This window comes from Candidatus Epulonipiscium viviparus (assembly GCF_030708075.1).
Lineage (GTDB): Bacteria > Bacillota > Clostridia > Lachnospirales > Cellulosilyticaceae > Epulonipiscioides > Epulonipiscioides viviparus.
In genome coordinates this window covers 1,560,153-1,578,596 of sequence record NZ_CP117982.1, presented here as the reverse complement: position 1 = coordinate 1,578,596, position 18,444 = coordinate 1,560,153, and the positions used below count along the sequence as shown (strand labels likewise).

Below are 18,444 nucleotides of genomic sequence, written 5' to 3'. Positions count from 1 at the left end.
ACAAAACTCCTTTAGTATCAAGTATCCCTATTCTAGCAAAAACTAAAGGTTTTACAAGGCTCTTGCCCTAATCAAATTTATAAAAAGCCTCATCTAGCTCTTCTATATAACCTTTATAATACCCACCAGCATGATGCGATAGCCACACAATTTGCGGATCCTCCGAATCGAACTCCACATCATAGACTTTGGTAGGATTTCCTACACCCATATTAACCTTTTTCCAAGTATTCCCATAATTTTCAGAAATATAGATGCCATTATTCAAAACCTTCTTCGAGTTTGTAGAGCTTGGTCTAGTAAGCACGATAAGCCTATTGAGATGATTTTTATCAAAGTCAATGCGCGTAACATTGGGCAGCTCAAATATCTTTTGCCATACAGATGCCCCCGCCTTGCGCACCCAAACACCTCCGCTATCCTGGCTTCTATCTTTCCATCCTGCCGCAATGTAGAGGTTTCCGTCAGAGTCGAATGTAATATCGTTTACTTGCTCAACTTCCTTTGGAAGCCCTTTCATCAATTCCCAGCTCTCTGCCCCATCATAGGATACATACATCCCCACGCCAGCTTTTCCATCTACTGCAGTAATCGCTTCCTGGCTGAGCAACATTCCGGTATACAAAATATTAGAATCACTCGGGTCAAATACCAATTCGTATGGACTAGCGTCAGTTGGCAATCCAACATTCTTTTGCACCCAATTATAGCCCCCATCAGTAGATTTCCATACGCCTCGATGCGCTGTCTCCTTGTTAATGCTATTGGCTGATTCGTGAATCCTGTCGGAAGAAACCGTAAAGTACATCGTGTTCGCATCATTAGGATCGATTATAAATACGCCTGGTGACATATCATAAATATTAGATACGCTATAGACTTTGGAGATGGAGCTCCAATTTTCGCCCGCATCTGTTGACCTAAAAACTTCGCCTTTCCCGTGTTGTCTCAAAATTGTCATATACATGGTGTTGATATCGTCAGGGGATATTGCAATGCCCGCAGGTGCTGCTGGAGAATTGGCCAAATGCTTGATATATGCCGGAGCATCTGCAGCTCCTTTGTCTACCACCTTAAATGTTCCGTTTTCATCGGTTCCCAAATACATCAAGCTCGGATCTCGCGGATCTGTTACAATAACACCGCCAGGCATATTGGAGCCACCGGTGCCCGTCATCGAACCATCTTCTCTATATTTAACATCGATTTGCTCCCATGTTGCTCCGCCATCTGTGGATTTTACAAGGCTTCGAAACATCACATAAACCGTTCCATCGGGCCCGATGTCCAAATCTCGCGCTCCCTGTGTAGTATAAATCTCATCATAATAATATGCCTCTCCCGCATGATGATACGTTACGTTGGGTTTTGTTAGATCGGCATCGGCAGCGACTTTTCCGGACTCCGCCCAATACTCCGATGCGTCTATCCAACCCCGACCAGTTCGAGTGGCAACATACCAGTGCGCTCCGCCGTCATCAGTTGTCCATACGTCTCCCATTCGCAAAGACGCGCCATGAGTTGGGTTGTGCGAAACGTAAATTTTATCTGGATTGGTCGGGTCTATTGCAATCCTATCGAAGTTCGGAATGTAGTTTGTAGGCAAGTTTGGATACTTTTTTGTAATAGCTGCAGCCATGGCGCCGTTGTTCTTTGCATCAGGGAACTCTGGCATTCCATTAAAGTATTTGCCCACAAAGCTATAGAACCAGCTTTTTACATAGTTATTGCCCGTCGCTGCCATAGTTGCGTCGTGAGCCTCCTGCAGATTGAACCCCATATCCCCCGTGATATCAATCCAGGTTGCGCCACCGTCGTCGCTTCGAACTATGCCTCCCGTCTGCCCGATGCTTCTCGCTTCGCCATCCAAAAAATATCGAATCTGAGATATCGCAACTAGAGAAATATTCTGATTTTTCTCATCCACATACATTTGTACATCGCGCACCAAATCGCTAGAATCATTTATCTCTTTATCCATATTGATATCTAACTTTATAAACGTTTTGCCTGCATCCACGCTTTTATATAGCCCATACGATGTTCCCGCGTAAACTTCAAGCGGATTAAACGGATTTACCAAAATTTGTGAAAATTCTGCCTCATCCGGAATTTGCGTATTAGATAACCTGCCCCATTTTGCTCCCTTATTTGACGTTTTATATAACCCCGACATCAATGCCGGCTCCACGCCATGAGGTTTCATGTGCGTAGTATAATTTTTTTTGATGTTCCAAAACCTACCTGTTCCAGCATACCATATGTTATCATCTGTCGGATCCACAGCAACAGCTCCGAGGCGTCCACCCACTCCAGGCATGTAGCTCCAGTTATCGCCCCTGTTATGAGTTACCCACAACCCCGATCCACCTGCTATCCCAAAATCTGCGTCTTGCCTCGAAAAATCCAAGCCATGAAATATAGAAGGATTTGAATTAAACTCGATCGACTGATCCACATCATCCATGCTCAAAAACTTGTTTCCCTGGTCGTGCGATACATAATGATTTCCCATATCTGGCGAATTAAATAGCGTATTAGGATCAGTCGGGTGAATATTTACTGCCTCAGAATATCCTGCGTTTCCGGGAGCAAACTGTTCCCATTTAATATAGTCCTCCGAGATCACCTTTTGCTTGTTTAGTGTTTCAAAATATTCTACATCGAAGCTATACGACGGCGCTGCAAATGCCGAAGTAGACATGGTTAGTGCTGCCAAAATCATTCCCCATTTCTTCATAAATATAACCTCCCTATACTATTTTAAAATAAATTTAAAATCTGCTAACACATCGACATCTCTATTAGGCATAATGAATTCAAAACTTACGGTATTGCCATCATTTTCCAAAATATTAGATGTCAGAACTTTGATGTCCGCAGCGCTACTTAACGTTATTGTATAGTTTGTTGCATCAGAAATGGTAGCGTCCAGTTTGACCGTGGCCCCTGCCGGAAAGTCTTCATTAGATAGTAGGAGCTCTCCTGCATACGCGACGTTTTTTGTTGCCGACGAAATAGTTCCCTTATAAAATCCGCCGCCACTGCTCGTTGCCCATATAGTATCGAGCTTTGTTGGATCCGGATCAAACGACATGTCATAGACTTGCGATGGGTTGCCCAGCCCCTTATTAATTTTATCCCAGCTTGCACCGCCGTCATCGCTTAAATATATTCCCGTATTTATCGCACCATAATTCGCCTGTCCATCTGCTACCAATACCATCATCTTTTCAGGATAATGCGGATGCACCGTAATTCCCATAACATATGGCATCTCAAACAACTTCTCCCAGCTTAGCCCGTCGTCTTCGCTAACCCATAACCCTCCAACATCGCCTCCAGAGTATTCATCACCTGCTGTTACGTAAATTTTATCGTGAATAATTTCGATTGCATTGACTTGTGCGACTTCTGGAAATGTATCGACGGCTACCCAGTTTTCTGCTGCATCGGTGGATTTATATAACCCTCCTGCCGCTCTCAAATAGAAGTTATCGACGTACACCTCGCCCGCTCCTGTTTTCTTTTCGACGCCAATTGTTACCGATGTTTCGTCGTCACCAGTTTCAAAAAATACTCCCTTTGCATCAGAAACTCCTGGGCTTGCAAAATCTGCTTCTGCAATGACGGTGCCGTCCAAGCTCTTTGCGTATAACGTCCCCACTTCTTCTCCCTCAGTTCGCACAACAGCGTCGAGGTAATACTTCGTATTCGGCGTAAGGTTTGGAACAGTCTGCTCCATTCCGATTCCATTTCCTGCTAGTGCGGCAACATCCTGAGTCTTGATGTCATCACCGCTGTTGGTCTGGATTTTTTTCGGATATACGCGATTTGTCGCATCTGTTACTCCGGTCACTTCCCACACGTTTAAAGTGTTGGCTCCCATTTTTGCGGCCTTTATAGGAACAGATCTCCAGGATGTCGATCCTGCGTAAAACTCAGTTTCCGATTTTCTAGCAAGCCCAAATACGCTTCCCACATGTGGCAGCCCTGCTGTAATTCGATCCCAGCTATACCCGCCATCTGTAGATTTATATACGCCACCCATATCTCCGTTTTGCGTCGGTCCTGAAACTTCAAATGTCAGGCGTGCCGAGTTTGAGAAATAAATCGTTTCGTCGCCCTCTTCTACTATAATATTTTTTGGATACATCCCCGCGTGCATATTCGTATCTAGTGTATACCATCTCGAAATCGCGTCCCAAGTCATTCCGCCATCTACAGATTTTAGAAATTCCCCGTTGTGATCTTGGCGATAGATTGTCATATACATCGTGTTGATATCGGTTGGCGAAAATCCAATCGTTGCTGGCGACTCGGGGCTACCCACTATCGACTGAACTGCCACGCTCCCCGGCTTTACCGTTGCCGCATCATCGGCGCGCTTAAACAGGCCGTTCTCCCCCGAAATTAAAAACATCAGGTTTGGATCTCTCAAATACGGGTCTGTAATTATGTATCCACCAGGCATGTTGCTAGCCCCCGTGCCCACCCAGTTTCCTGCAGGAGTCTCTAGCGAATCTAACTGGGCCCACGTTGCGCCATCGTCTTCGGATTTTACAAAATTTCGATACATTATATATACGTTTCCATCAATATCAATATCTAGATCTCTCGCCGCTTGCGTATCATACTGATTTCCGTAATAGTGATTGCCCACATGATCGAGCTTTACATTGACATCGGTCGGCTGCCCCACGGAGTCCCAATACTCTTTATCTATAGCAAACCCCTGCCCTATCCTGCTAGTGATAATCCATGTTTTTCCACCATCATGAGTTGCCCACACATCGCCAATAAACATCGAAGCCGAGTGCTTTGCATTGTGCTCCACATAGATGTTGTTGGGGTTGGTCGGGTCTATAACGATTCGCTCATAATTTTGTAGCATATCAGTCGGCAAAGTTTGTATGGCTGCGCCATAAGTTTCTGTTGTACCAAAGTATTTCTTAAACCATCCCGGAAACCACCCTCTTATAAATGCCGCCGTCTCTTCGGACGATTCGGACAAAGCTTTATAATTAACTCCCAAGTTGCCGTTAATACTGGTCCACGTCTCACCAAAGTCGGTACTCTTAACAATTCCGCCAGTTGACGCAACTGTTCCGTCTGCAACTTCATACCTTACCTGATTTATCGCAACAATCGTAAGCGCATCCCCATCAACATGCACCGCCATGTCTCGAACCAAGTCGCGGTCTACCCCATCCTCTTCTTCTATCGTTGTAATCTTTTTAAAAGTTTTCCCATCTGTTGCCTTATACAACCCATAGCTAGTGAGCGCAAAAATCATATTTGAATCATTGGGATTCACATAAATTTCTCCGAAGATTGCTTTTGATGGAATATCCACAGGCAAGCGCTGCCACGACTTTCCGCCATCGATAGTTTTGTATAATTTACCAGAATTAACCACTTTTTTTCCGTGTGGCATTTCCAAAGTCGTGTGATTTCCCTTTGAATCCCAAAATCCGCCCGATCCGGCATACCAAATTTGGTCATTATTCGGATCTACCGCAATAGCACTGATTGCTCCAGTCAATGCGCTCGGCCGGCTCCAAGTCGCTCCCTTGTCATAAGTGGTAAAAACTCCTGCGCCACTAACAGCCATTCCAAAGTTTTCATTCGATCGAGAAAAATCTACCCCCACCACTCGAGACATTTGCCCTCGATTCGAAAGGTCGCTATTTAACACAGTCTTCCAATTTGCGCCGCCATCTGTTGATCGATACGAGTTATGCATGTCTGGAAAGTTAAAAATCGTCTTTGCGTCGGTTGGGTGCGTAAAAATATATTCCGAATATCCTGCGTTTCCAGGTGCAAACTGTAACCACTCCACATAATCTTCTGAGATAACCACTTCTTTTTGTAAGGTTTCAAAATACTCTACATCTGCTGCGGCAACAGAAGACGCTGTCCAAATTCCCATTGTTAAAGCTACAAACATTTTTGCTAATTTCATAAAACTCCTCCTTATATTAGATAACCCCACCACGCATCATCTGCCATCGGTGGGGCTGTTCTTATTTTATTTAAATTCGAACCGAAAATCTTTTGATACATCCACATCTCTGTTCGGCATAATAAATTCAAAACTGATTACGTTGTCCGAAACCTCTAATATTTCTGGCACTATAATCGCAATGTCCGCAGAACTGCTCAACGTCACTGTATAATTTTGCCAATCAGAAACCGTTGCCCTAAGCTGTACTATTTCTCCTGCAGGAAAATCTTCGTTGGTTAGGAGCAGCTCTCCTATATATGCGACATAGCCTTTTGCGTCTTCGCCTTTTGTATCTTCAACTTTTGCGTCTTCGCCGTTTGCGTCTTCGTCATCATCAAAATCGAAAAACTTCACTACAGCGTTTATTGCAGACGCCACGGTATCTGCTACTGCCTTGCCCGCATCGCTGTCGGCTACTGTTTTCGCTACAAATGTTACAGTGTTGGCAACTGCCTTCCCCGCATCAACTACTGTATCGACTACTACGCCTCCCGCATTGGCAACCGCTCCTCCGGCATCGGCAATAGCTCCTCCCGCACTGACGATTGCTCCCGTGACAACCTTTCCAGCTGTAGTTTCAGCCACTACATCTATTGCCGAAACGACTGTATCAGCCACTGCCTTCCCAGCACTCACTAACGCACCTCCAGCAACAACTATATCATCGGTGAACGCATCAACTGCGGCTGCCAACCTATTTACCTCATCTCCCAGTGTCATCTTTTTATCTGCACTCGAAAAATCTTTCGGCAATTGCAGTTTATAAAATCCCGACGAATATGACGATGCCCACACCACATTTTCATCGAGCGGATCGAAGACCACCTCTGTAGTTTGGTTTGGTGTGCCAATTCCATTATTGATCTTCACCCAACTATCGCCTCCGTCAGTTGTCATAAACAATCCCTGATTTAGGCCATCTACCGATAGCGCATTTCCTGCGGTAAGTATCATTCTTTCTTCGTTGTTCGGATCCACTGTTGTTTCTATGACCATTCGGCCGTCAAAGATTTTTGTCCATGTCGCACCTTCGTCATCGCTTTGATACACTCCGCCCGCACACAACATTCCGTTATCTTCTGAAACTCCTGTCGAAATCGTAATCCGTCCACTAGGCGCAACGGTTACATCGTTTACCGCGTTAACTCCTGTTGGCAACGTCATTTCAACCCAGTTCTCTGCCGCATCAGTCGATCTATATAACCCTCCATCTGCATACATCACCGCTGCATATAGAGTTTTGTGATCATTCGAAAACGCAATGCTCATTACTTCTGCAGGAGACGATGTAATTCCATCATTTGCCATTTTCCAGGTTACGCCACCATCCATTGTTTTATATACGCCACGCTCTTCGTCTGGCAATTTAAGACGCGATTCGGTTTCATTAAATGTCTGCGTCGGCAATACAAAATACATCGTGTCGGGATCATTTTTATCGATTAGCAATGACGTGGTTTTGATCGAATCTGCTGTTCCAAACTTGTGAATTGTAGATACCGTTTGCCAGTCCTTGCCTCCATTTGTGGATTTAACAAACTCGCCGCGATGACCTAATCGACTAACCACAGAATAAATTGTTTCGGGCTCATGAGGATGAAACGCCGTCGCACCGCCTGGGCATTCTATTTGGTTTTCTGGATCAATTCTTTGCATAGGCACGGAGTCTGTTTCTATATGATCATATTCTACGTCTTTATTTATCTGCCACAACCCAGTCTCTCCAGATGCAAATAGTACCTCGCCCGTATGTGGATTCGGCACAAGCGTTTTCCCTGGCACATTGCTATTGCCTCGGCCTAGCCACACGCCATCTGCAAGCTCCACAGAATCAACTTGCTCCCAAGTTCTACCCCCATCACGCGATACGATTCTCGATTTAAATACATGCGTAATTAGCGTTTCGCCATCGGGGCTTACTGCCAAAAACTGATACGCTAGCATAGGGTATTTGCCCTCAAACATCCACGACCAGTCTTCCTCTCCGCCAATCGCCACATTCCGAGTGGTTAGGTCCACATCTTCAGGTGCGTATTGCGCCGCCCAGTAGTCGGCATCTTCTTGGTAACCTCTTCCAATTCGGGTCGAAATAAACCAATTTTTACCACCGTCTTCGGAGATCCAAACCCCCTCTGGCTCAACGCTAACTTCTTTGCGACCACAATTTACAGCATATAAAATGTTCGGATTTACAGGATTGATTTCCACTTCTCTAAAGTTTGGTAATATTGTTTTTGGTAAATTTACATTAGCCAGTAACTCGGCTTTGTCTTTGTATCCAAACCATTGACGAACACCCACCGTGAATCCTTGCATAGGCGCCGCGTTAATAACTTCCGAAACAGTAAATGGTGTGTAATCAACCATCAAGCCATCGTTTAGCGATTCCCACGTTGCCCCCTCATCGAGACTTTTATATACGCCACCGCTTGTATGCACCAAATCCTTATTTTCATCGGTATCCCATACAGTTAACGTTGCAGTCACCAGAGTCACCTGGTCTGTTTCCTCATCGTAATGGAATGCCAAATCCCTCACATAAACCTCGCCCGATACGGGGTCCGCTAAGCCGTCGTTAATTGGTTCGTAGGTAGCGCCGCCATCGTGGCTTATAAAGTTTCCATGCGATGTTGCCACATAAAGAGTGTCGCGTTCTTTGGGATGTACAAAAATTTGCCCGATCTCTGCCGCTGCTGGGAGCCCCGCAGTGTTTCTAGTCCAAGTTTTTCCTCCATCAGTTGTCTTATAAATAGCACCTGCAGAATTTTTGGGTGCTGCTTTATATCGCTTTGCATCTGTTCGAGAGTCTTTGTTTTTCCAAAATCCCCCGAGCCCGGCATAAATAATATCATCATCCTCGGGATCGATTGTCACTGCAGAAACTGATTTCATCTTCGAATATTCATGAGAGAATGTGTCCTCGGCAAACGGTCGCCAATTTTTTCCCTTGTCGTTTGTTACATACAGCCCACTGTTATTTCCTGCAACACCAAAGTCCTCATCTTGTAGCGAAAATTTCATCTGATAGACTTGAGATATCGATGTCAAATTGCCATTAGTATCTTCGTCGGAAATGGTTTCCCACGTGTCAACGCTAGTCATTCCATCGCGAGACATATAAGTCGTTCTCATGTTCTGGGAAATATAAACGTAATCGGGATCTGTCGGATGGAAAAACGAGCTATCTGCACCGCCCTGAGAGCCAACAGAAATTTGATGCCACTCGATCTCTTCTATAGAATTGATTCGCTCTGTGTTCAACGCTTTTGCAAATTCTGGAGTACCAGAAGTTACAGTTTCTGCCGCGTTAACTGCCACTGAGGATAGCGTCACCATTGTCAATACTATAAATAACCTTGCTAATTTCATAGATTCCTCCTACTCAAACTCAAATCTAAAATCTGTTAATACATTCACGTCTCTGCTCGGCATAATAAATTCCAAGCTTATTACATTTCCCGTAGCTTGCAATACTTGAGGTGTCAAGACAGCAATATCAGCCGTTGCGCTTAATTTTACTGTATAATTTTGCCAATCAACCATCGTAGCGTTGAGCCTCACCGTTTCTCCTGCTGGAAAGTCCTCATTAGATACCAAGAGCTCACCAGTATAAATCACTTCCTCAGACTTATCTTCTCTTCATTTATCTGATTCATCTTCCGTTTCCGCCGAAATCTCCGCCTTCTCTGCCGCAAGCATTGCTCTATCTGCAGCAAGCTCGATTCTATCTGCAGCAAGCTCGATCCTATTTGCAGCAGCTTCAGCTCTATCCGCAGCCATCTCTAAATCATTATCATCAGTAGATGAGAAAAATTCGACCACCGTTTTGCCTACAGATGTGGCGGCGCCCGCAATAGCTTTTCCTGCCGATGTAGCGGCGTCCGCAATGGCTTTTCCTGTCGATACTATCTTTCCTTCTTCTTCCGCATCTGCGGGCTCATCAGTAGCAGTTTCGAAAACTTCGACCACCGCTTCTTCCGCATCTACGGGCTCATCATCCTTATCAAAGCTGAAAAATTCGATCACCTTTTTTCCTGCTGATGTAGCGGCGTCCGCAATAGCTTTTCCTGTAGATGCCATTATTCCTTCTTCCTCATCTGCGGGCTCATTAGTAGCAGTTTCGAAAACTTCGACCACCGCTTCTTCTGCATCTGCGGGCTCATCAGTAGCAGTTTCGAAAACTTCGACCACCGCTTCTTCTGCATCTGCGGGCTCATCAGTAGCAGTTTCGAAAACTTCGACCACCGCTTCTTCCGCATCTGCGGCTCATCAGTAGCAGATTCAAAAACTTCGACCACCGCTTCTTCCGCATCTACGGGCTCATCATCCTTATCAAAGCTGAAAAATTCGATCACCTTTTTTCCTGCTGATGTGGCGGCGTCCGCAATAGCTTTTCCTGTAGATGCCATTATTCCTTCTTCCGCATCTGCGAGCTCATCAGTAGCAGATTCAAAAACTTCGACCACCGCTTCTTCCGCATCTACGGGCTCATCATCCTTATCAAAGCTGAAAAATTCGATCACCTTTTTTCCTGCCGATGTAGCGGCGTCCGCAATAGCTTTTCCTGTAGATGCCATTATTCCTTCTTCCTCATCTGCGGGCTCATCAGTAGCAGATTCGAAAACTTCAACCACCGCTTCTTCCGCATCTGCGAGCTCATCAGCAGCAGATTCGAAAACTTCAACCACCGCTTCTTCTGCATCTACGGGCTCATCATCCTTATCAAAGCTGAAAAATTCGATCACCTTTTTTCCTGCTGATGTGGCGGCGTCCGCAATAGCTTTTCCTGTAGATGCCATTATTCCTTCTTCTTCCGCCGATGTGGTTGCATCCGCAATAGCTTTTTCCGCCGATTTGGTTGCGTCCTCAATAGCTTTTTCTGCCAATTTGGTTGCGTCCTCAATAGCTTTTTCTGCCGATTTGGTTGCGTCCTCAATAGCTTTTTCTGCCGATTTGGTTGCGTCCTCAATAGCTTTAGCTTTTTCCTCGGATGTCATCATTCCTTCTTCTTCCGTATCTACGGGCTCATCATCCTTATCAAAGCTGAAAAATTCGATCACCTTTTTTCCTGCAGATGCCATTATTCCTTCTTCCTCATCTGCGGGCTCATCAGTAGCAGTTTCGAAAACTTCGACCACCGCTTCTTCCGCATCTACGGGCTCATCATCATTATCAAAGCCGAAAAATTCGATCACTATTTTTCCTGAAGATGCCACCGTTCCTTCTTCTTTCACATCGGCGGGCTCATCATCATCAGATTCGAAAAATTCGACCACCGTTTTTCCTGCAGATGTAGTTGCGTCCGCAATAGCTTTTCCTGCAGATGTAGTTGCATCCGCAATAGCTTTTCCTGCCGCTACGGCTATGTCCGCTGCAGCCTCCCCAGCTGCTGTTACAACTCCCGTCACTGCCTTTCCTACAGATGTTTCCGAAACTACTTCGACCGCCGCTCCTACAGTGTCAACAACCGCTCCGCCTGCGCTAACTAATGCTCCTCCAGCTGTCCACACGGCTTTTCCCGCATCTATAACGGCTTTTCCTGCGTCAACAACAGCTTTTCCTGCGTCAACAACAGCTTTTCCTGCGCCAGTTACTGTCTTTCCAACTGTGGCGAATGTATCTCCTGTTTTCGCAAACGCATCAGTAAATTCATCCACCGCCTCGTCGAGAGCACTATTTGATTTTGTCACGTCAACTACCGATGCAACTACCACATCTGTCGACTCATTCAAGGCACTGATTTTTATTGCCTCCATCGCCGCGTAATCGATATGATTCCAAGTTTGGCCCCCATCTTTAGATCTCCATATATCGCTCTCCTGCTCTTGACCACTGTGTATGGCATATAAAATGTTTGGATTTTGAGGGTCGATTTCCACTTCTCTAAAGCTAGGCAATATATATTGAGGTTCGGTAATTTCCCTTTTATTTTTAGCAGTAAACCAATCTTCCATTCCAGGTAAATCTGGCGTATAAGTAATCAGCAAGCCATCGTTTAGCGATTCCCACGTTTTGCCCTCATCCAGACTTTTGTATATGCCGCCGCTGGTGTGAGTTAGCTCTTCATTTTCCTTATTTTCCCAGATTGTTAGCAATGCCGTCACAAGAGTCACCTGATCTTCTGCCTCATTATAATGGAATGCCAAGTCTCTCACATAAACTTCTCCCGATACGGGATCTGCCAAGCCGTCGTTAATTGGTTCGTATGTCGCGCCGCCATCGTTACTTATAAAGTTACCATGCGATGTTGCCACATATAATTTGTTATTATTTTGAGGATGAATAAATATTTGGCCGATTTCTGATGTTGCGGGCAAGCCGGCAGTTTCAGCGGACCAGGACTCTCCACCGTCTGTCGATTTAAAGATGGTACCTGCGACCACTCCATTGTCTCGACTTTTATATCGATTTGCATTTGTACGAGGATCTTCGGTACTCCAAAACCCGCCCGCACCTGCGTAAATTGTATCGTGATCATCTGGATCGAGCGCTACTGCAGATAAAGAAGTAGTCTTTTTCCATTTATGCGAAAACTTATCAGTTGCAAAAGGTTCCCAATTTTCACCTTTATCATATGTAGCAAAAAGTCCTTTATCATTTACTGCAAGACCATAGTTTGCGTCTTGATCAGAAAAGTTCATTTGATAAATTTGAGAAAAGCTATCATATAACGCATCGCTTTTGCCCAAAACTACTGTCTCAGCTGCGTTTATTGTGTTTGTAGATACCGAAAGCATTGTTCCCACTGCGAACACAGTAAATATTTTTGCCAATTTCATAAAATTTCCTCCTAATTTGTGCGACGTTTATTTTGTAACAACAGAAGTCGCATCTCCTATTGTCATAATTTGATTTGTACTTGAAAAATTTTCTGGTAGCTGTAATTTATAAAACCCCGAGTTGTCAAATATAATCCTGCATTAATTCCATTATCATATGTAGCAAAAAGTCCATCTGATAAACCTGTGCAATAGAATCGCCGCCACCTTTTCATCAGAAATTATTTCCCAAGTATCGACGCTAGTCATATTATCACGAGACATATACGTGGTCTCCATATTTTGAGAGATATATACTCATCTTGACCTCCTAATATGGTTCAAAATTATGGATACCATTATATATTAATTGGAAGAATTTGTAAAGTAATATTAATAGAAATTTATTTAGCGCAACAAAATATTGTAATAATATTAGAAAAAACTTATTTATATGTTATTATTATATTCTCTTACAATAAATGGACAAAAACTGACATATACTTTTATAAGTGCTAATAAGGAGGTATACGCATGCTGTTCTGCCTAGATATTTACCTGAATTGTTACGCAAAACTAATTTAAATGGAGGGATATCACATGGAAAAAGATGCAGTGAAAAAATATTTAGAGTTATTAAATCCGTTTTTGTTGCCTACTTATATATCTCAGTTAAAGGATCTAAAATTAAATAGGATGTACGGCAATGATTTTTTTCTTACCTGGGAAAAAACAAAAGACGAATTAGATGCGGTGTGGATAGTGGCCGAAGCTCTGCGCCATATGCGAGAAAATAATATAAGTACCAAAGTGTTTGATAGCGGTTTGGGGGTTGAAATATTTCGAGACTACTCTCCCAGAACACGATTTTCATTCGCATCAGCATGTAACCTGCTGGGACTTTCAGCTACCAATTTAGCAGAAGAAAAGTCTAGATTAGCCTCTGGAAATATTGCACGCGAGACTGCAAACATGGTATCATTTATGGCGGATGTAATCGGTGTTCGCGATAGCAAATATATTGGAAAGGGCAATACGTATATGCATGATATCGCAGATGCGGTAACGCGAGGCTACGACGAAGGTATCCTCGAACAGAGGCCAACTTTAATCAACTTGCAATGTGATGTAGACCACCCGACACAAACCATGAGCGATATGCTTCATCTTATCAATGTATACGGTGGAATTGAAAATTTAAGAGGAAAAAAGATTGCCATCAGCTGGTCGTATTCACCAACTGCAGGAACGCCGCTATCGGTGCCACAGGGAATTGTGGGGCTGATGACTAGATTTGGGATGAATGTAGTTTTAGCCCATCCAGAAGGGTATAACATTATGCCAGAAGTGGAGGTCATTGCCGCAAAGAATGCAAAGATAAGCCATGGTAGCTACACCCTTACACATAATATAGAAGAGGCATTCAAAGATGCAGACATTGTGTACCCAAAAAATTGGGCACCATTTGCAATGATGGAACAAAATTCTAAACTGTATGAACAAAATAACTATAATAAGATGAATATTCTCGAAAACGAACTTAAAGCAGAAAACGCGTTTTATAAAAACTGGACCTGTACATCAGACTTAATGAAAACCACCAATAACGCATTGTATATGCACTGCCTACCTGTGGATATAACTAATGTCAGTTGCGAGCACGGAGAAGTCGACGCCGCTGTTTTTGATAAGCATCGCAAGCAACTATATAAGCAAGCTAGCCATAAGCCATATGTCATTGCTGCCATGATAATTTTGGCTAAGTTTCAAGATGTACCTGGTTTATTAGAGAAGCTTGCCAATTCCAATATACCTCGCAAAATGTAATAAATAAATTTGATATTTGATAAATGAAGGAGTAATTATGAAAAAGTTTTCTATACTAATATTAATATTAATGTTAATACGCAGTGGATCCGACTTGGCATATGAGCTATGGATGCTACAATCGAAACGCCATATAGCAGATTAACAAAGACCAAAATGTAGGACATAAATTTTTGTGTTCCTACTTTTTTTATATGTGTAATTATATAATCGCACCCACACGCTGCAATTTCAGATCTACCTTAGTAAAGCAATCGTATAGATTTATAGATAGATTAGGATTACTCAAATTTAGAGTATATTTATTTAGAATGTGGTCACGTTCTATCATGGATAAATTTTCTAAATCTATTGGCAAGCAACTTGAACTAGATGCAATAACGCTATATGTTCGCCCCATAAGCTGATGTAATTTAAACGTTCTCGTAAAATAAAAGATTTCTAAAAAATACTTCACCTTGCTATTTTTATAAACTTCCATACGAGTGCGACGTTCTTTTAGACTAGTTGCCTGAGCCCATACTTCAACGCCCAGTAAAATTGATGATTTTTTGTCTAGTCGCTTTAAAGCTATATCAGGTGCAATAAAGCTGTTCGAGAGAGGATCATTAATTGCAATAGTATCAGAATATACGCCACATTTTTTTTTGAGTAGCTTTGCTTTGGCTGTAAGTTCTTTCATAAGCGTTTTAATAAATAGAATATGCTCCTTAGGCTCTTCTTCTATATCACAAACCTTTCCAAAAAGTATTTCAGTCTTGATATTTGCATTTTCTAAAAAATGAGCTTTTATCTTTTTTAAAAACATTCTGATTAATTCCTTTCTATTAATAAATATATGACTATATTTTTGCTTATTCGACAGAAAATGTCAAGTAAAATCAAAAAAAAAAAAAAAAAAAAAAAAAATTAAAATAAAAAAATAAAAAATATTATTATAATAATATTTTTTTGTAATTCACGGTTGACCTATCAATATTTTTATTATATCATTGTACTATCTATAATAGAAAGTAGGTTGAGAAATGAAAATTTTTGACTTAAAGGGAAATGGCACAAATATTAAGACCGAACTTGTTGCAGGCATTACAACTTTCATGACAATGGCATATATTTTGGCCATAAATCCAAATCTGCTATCTGCAGCTGGAATGGACGCTGGTGCACTATTTACGGCAACGGCCATTGCCGCAATTGTGGGTACTCTGTGTATGGCCTTTATGGCAAACTATCCTTTTGCATTAGCACCTGGAATGGGGCTAAACGCCTTCTTTGCTTTTACCGTAGTTATCGGAATGGGCATAAGTTTTGAAGTTGCGTTAACAGCCGTTTTGGTAGAAGGCATCATATTTTTAATCATGTCATTTTTTAATGTGCGCGAATCAATTTTCAAAGCAATTCCACAAAACCTAAAGTATGCGGTAGGAACAGGAATTGGATTTTTCATTGCCTTCATTGGTTTTCAAAATGCCAATTTGGTAGTTGCCGATGGTGCGACAAAAGTAAGCATCTTTAGTTTTGCCAAATATAACGCATCGTTTGCTGGAGAAATGTATACGTTTAACAACGTGGGGATATCTATTTTTTTAGCATTGGTTGGGTTAGGTATAATTTCTATATTAGTCGTAAAAAAAGTGAGAGGTGCAATCCTTTTAGGAATACTAGGCACTTACATATTAGGAATAATTTGCGAATTAGGCGGGCTCTATGTGCCATATATTCCATTAACAGAAGGTAATCCTGCATTTTATAGTTTGATCCCAAACTTTGCAAACGGCTTGGCTGTACCTAGTATCAAACCACTTTTATTCAAATTCGATTTTAGCATGTTACTAACAGGCGAATTCTTTGCTATCGTATTTGCATTTCTATTTGTCGATCTATTCGATACACTGGGCACAATAATGGGAGTTTCAACCAAAGCCAATATGCTAGATAAAGACGGCAACTTGCCAAGACTGAAAGGCGCGTTAATGGCCGACGCTATTGCAACAACAGTGGGCGCATGCATCGGAACAAGCACAACGACAACATACGTCGAAAGCGCATCTGGAGTCGCAGAAGGTGGCCGAACAGGTCTCACAGCAGTTGTGGTTGCTATATTATTTGCAATATCATTATTTTTATCCCCAATATTTTTAGCAATCCCAGCTTTTGCCACTGCACCGGCCTTGATTATAGTTGGATTCTATATGATGGGATCAATAAGCAAAATCAACTTCACCGATGCGGAAGAAGGCATTCCAGCATTCCTCACAATAATGGCCATGACATTTACCTATAGCATATCAGAAGGAATAGTGTTTGGTATCGTTTCTTATGTCATCATCAACGATCTCATCGGCAATCGCCAGCAACTCAGCTACCTGCTCAGAATTATAGCCCTATTATTTGTAGAAAAATATGTAGCCGGAAGCTTTTTCTCCTATACCGCTGTTATCACAATAGCGCTAGCAATAGCTATACCATATTATATTAGAAGACGAGACGAAGCCAAAGAAAAAGACAAAACGGTAAAGGAAATCAGCCATACAGATCAGATGAAAGTTAATCCAACTGTTCAAAAAGATATAAAAGAAATTTTAGAACAAACTATCACCGATGATATGTTGGACGATAAAAAATAAGACCTACAAGGGATATTCGGCTTTTGTTATTGGTATATAATTTAATTTTACTGGCAATAACTTAAATGTAATTATTATATAGAAACGAGGATTAGATATGAGTAACCATAACGAAAGCTACGCTTATTCTAACTGCGGTACATTTTAATGAATATTTTGCCTCAACTGACACCCGAAAAATCAAAGCCATACTTTCAGGATTTGATGCAATTTTTAGATTATGAGTATGCCAATCACACTGTGTTTCCACCCCGAAAAGACATTTTCAATGCCCTCAAATATACTCCCGACATAAAAGTCGTAATACTAGGGCAAGACCCATATCACGGACGAAACCAAGCTCATGGCTTTGCATTTTCTGTAAACGACGGCGTACGAATTCCCCCCTCTCTTGTAAATATCTTTAAAGAAATCGGAACCACCCCCAAAAGTGGCAATCTAGAATATTTGGCCAAGCAAGGAGTTTTACTATTAAACGCGGTTTTAACCGTACGAGAAGGGCAAGCCAATTCGCATCAAGGAAAAGGCTGGGAGATTTTTACTAATAGGATTATAGAAATAGTAAACACAAAGCAAACACCAGTTATCTTTATGCTATGGGGTAATTATGCACAGCAAAAAGAAAGCCTAATCACAAACCCCATTCACTATGTTCTCAAATCCACTCATCCGAGCCCCCTTTCTGCAAACCGTGGCTTTATAGGCTGCAATCACTTTAATATAGCAAATGAAATATTAATAAAAACCAAACAAACGCCTATACAATGGCACTAAAAAGGGGAGCCCATTCGCTCCCCTTTTGTATTACTTTTTAATTAATTCGATTGTCTGAGGTTCTTTCACCGCATCGACATGAATACTAACCTTACCAGTTGCAGTCGTCTTGACTAAGGCAACTTCTTGCCCGTCAATTTTAAACTGATAAGTTGTACTAGGTGTGAGTTCTAGAGTTATTCCAGTAGGAGCATATCCCTCGATAGTGAAATAGACTTTTTCATCAGAAACAGAAAAATGATGCACAGCTGTCCCTGGAATAGATTCATATACTAATTGTCCTTCTCTTTTCAACTTGGTCACTTCATTAAAGGTTTTTGCCTTAAAACTTACCCCATCAATTATAAATTCCTCGACTTTATCCTTCGCGGGTAATAAATAATTTCCAAAACTTAGTGACCCATCGTCATTTACTCGAATTAACTCTTCTACTATTGCCATTTTGAAATCC

At 42.2% G+C, this 18,444-nt stretch carries 10 protein-coding genes; 3 read left to right on the top strand and 7 right to left on the bottom strand.

The window, feature by feature from the left end:
* Positions 1-67 precede the first annotated feature (67 nt).
* From PCY70_RS06485 to PCY70_RS06465, 5 genes are all read right to left on the bottom strand, one after another.
* The gene (locus PCY70_RS06485) at positions 68-2,740 is read right to left on the bottom strand and encodes a hypothetical protein (protein ID WP_305768878.1); all 2,673 of its coding nucleotides are present in this window, start codon (positions 2,738-2,740) and stop codon (positions 68-70) included.
* 18 nt (positions 2,741-2,758) lie between these two features.
* Complete coding sequence (locus PCY70_RS06480; RefSeq protein ID WP_305768877.1) at positions 2,759-5,965, bottom strand: beta propeller repeat protein; 3,207 nt, start codon at positions 5,963-5,965, stop codon at positions 2,759-2,761.
* Positions 5,966-6,031: 66 nt separating this feature from the next.
* On the bottom strand, positions 6,032-9,376 hold the full coding sequence (locus PCY70_RS06475; protein ID WP_305768876.1) for a WD40/YVTN/BNR-like repeat-containing protein: 3,345 nt from the start codon (positions 9,374-9,376) through the stop codon (positions 6,032-6,034).
* 9 nt (positions 9,377-9,385) lie between these two features.
* Positions 9,386-9,568 carry a hypothetical protein gene (locus PCY70_RS06470; RefSeq protein ID WP_305768875.1) on the bottom strand — a complete coding sequence of 61 codons (183 nt, stop codon included), beginning with the start codon at positions 9,566-9,568 and terminating at the stop codon, positions 9,386-9,388.
* 518 nt (positions 9,569-10,086) lie between these two features.
* The gene (locus tag PCY70_RS06465; RefSeq protein WP_305768874.1) at positions 10,087-12,786 is read right to left on the bottom strand and encodes a VPS10 domain-containing protein; all 2,700 of its coding nucleotides are present in this window, start codon (positions 12,784-12,786) and stop codon (positions 10,087-10,089) included.
* Between the two features lie 579 nt (positions 12,787-13,365).
* On the opposite strand from PCY70_RS06465, the gene ygeW reads away from it, so the two are divergent.
* The gene (gene ygeW / locus PCY70_RS06460) at positions 13,366-14,592 is read left to right on the top strand and encodes a knotted carbamoyltransferase YgeW (protein WP_305768873.1); all 1,227 of its coding nucleotides are present in this window, start codon (positions 13,366-13,368) and stop codon (positions 14,590-14,592) included.
* Between the two features lie 202 nt (positions 14,593-14,794).
* Here ygeW and PCY70_RS06455 read toward each other — a convergent pair whose 3' ends face one another.
* On the bottom strand, positions 14,795-15,400 hold the full coding sequence (locus PCY70_RS06455; protein WP_305768872.1) for a hypothetical protein: 606 nt from the start codon (positions 15,398-15,400) through the stop codon (positions 14,795-14,797).
* Between the two features lie 217 nt (positions 15,401-15,617).
* Here PCY70_RS06455 and PCY70_RS06450 point away from each other — a divergent pair, with 217 nt between their 5' ends.
* Together PCY70_RS06450 and ung are read left to right on the top strand one after the other, a co-directional pair.
* A complete protein-coding gene (locus PCY70_RS06450) occupies positions 15,618-17,219 on the top strand; it encodes an NCS2 family permease (RefSeq protein WP_305768871.1) in 1,602 nt (533 codons plus the stop codon).
* Positions 17,220-17,366: 147 nt separating this feature from the next.
* Positions 17,367-17,993, top strand: a complete 627-nt coding sequence (gene ung / locus PCY70_RS06445) for a uracil-DNA glycosylase (RefSeq protein ID WP_305768870.1) — start codon at positions 17,367-17,369, stop codon at positions 17,991-17,993.
* Positions 17,994-18,023: 30 nt separating this feature from the next.
* On the opposite strand, the gene PCY70_RS06440 is transcribed toward ung, so the two are convergent.
* The gene (locus PCY70_RS06440) at positions 18,024-18,434 is read right to left on the bottom strand and encodes an endosialidase (RefSeq protein ID WP_305768869.1); all 411 of its coding nucleotides are present in this window, start codon (positions 18,432-18,434) and stop codon (positions 18,024-18,026) included.
* Between the last annotated feature and the right edge of the window lie 10 nt (positions 18,435-18,444).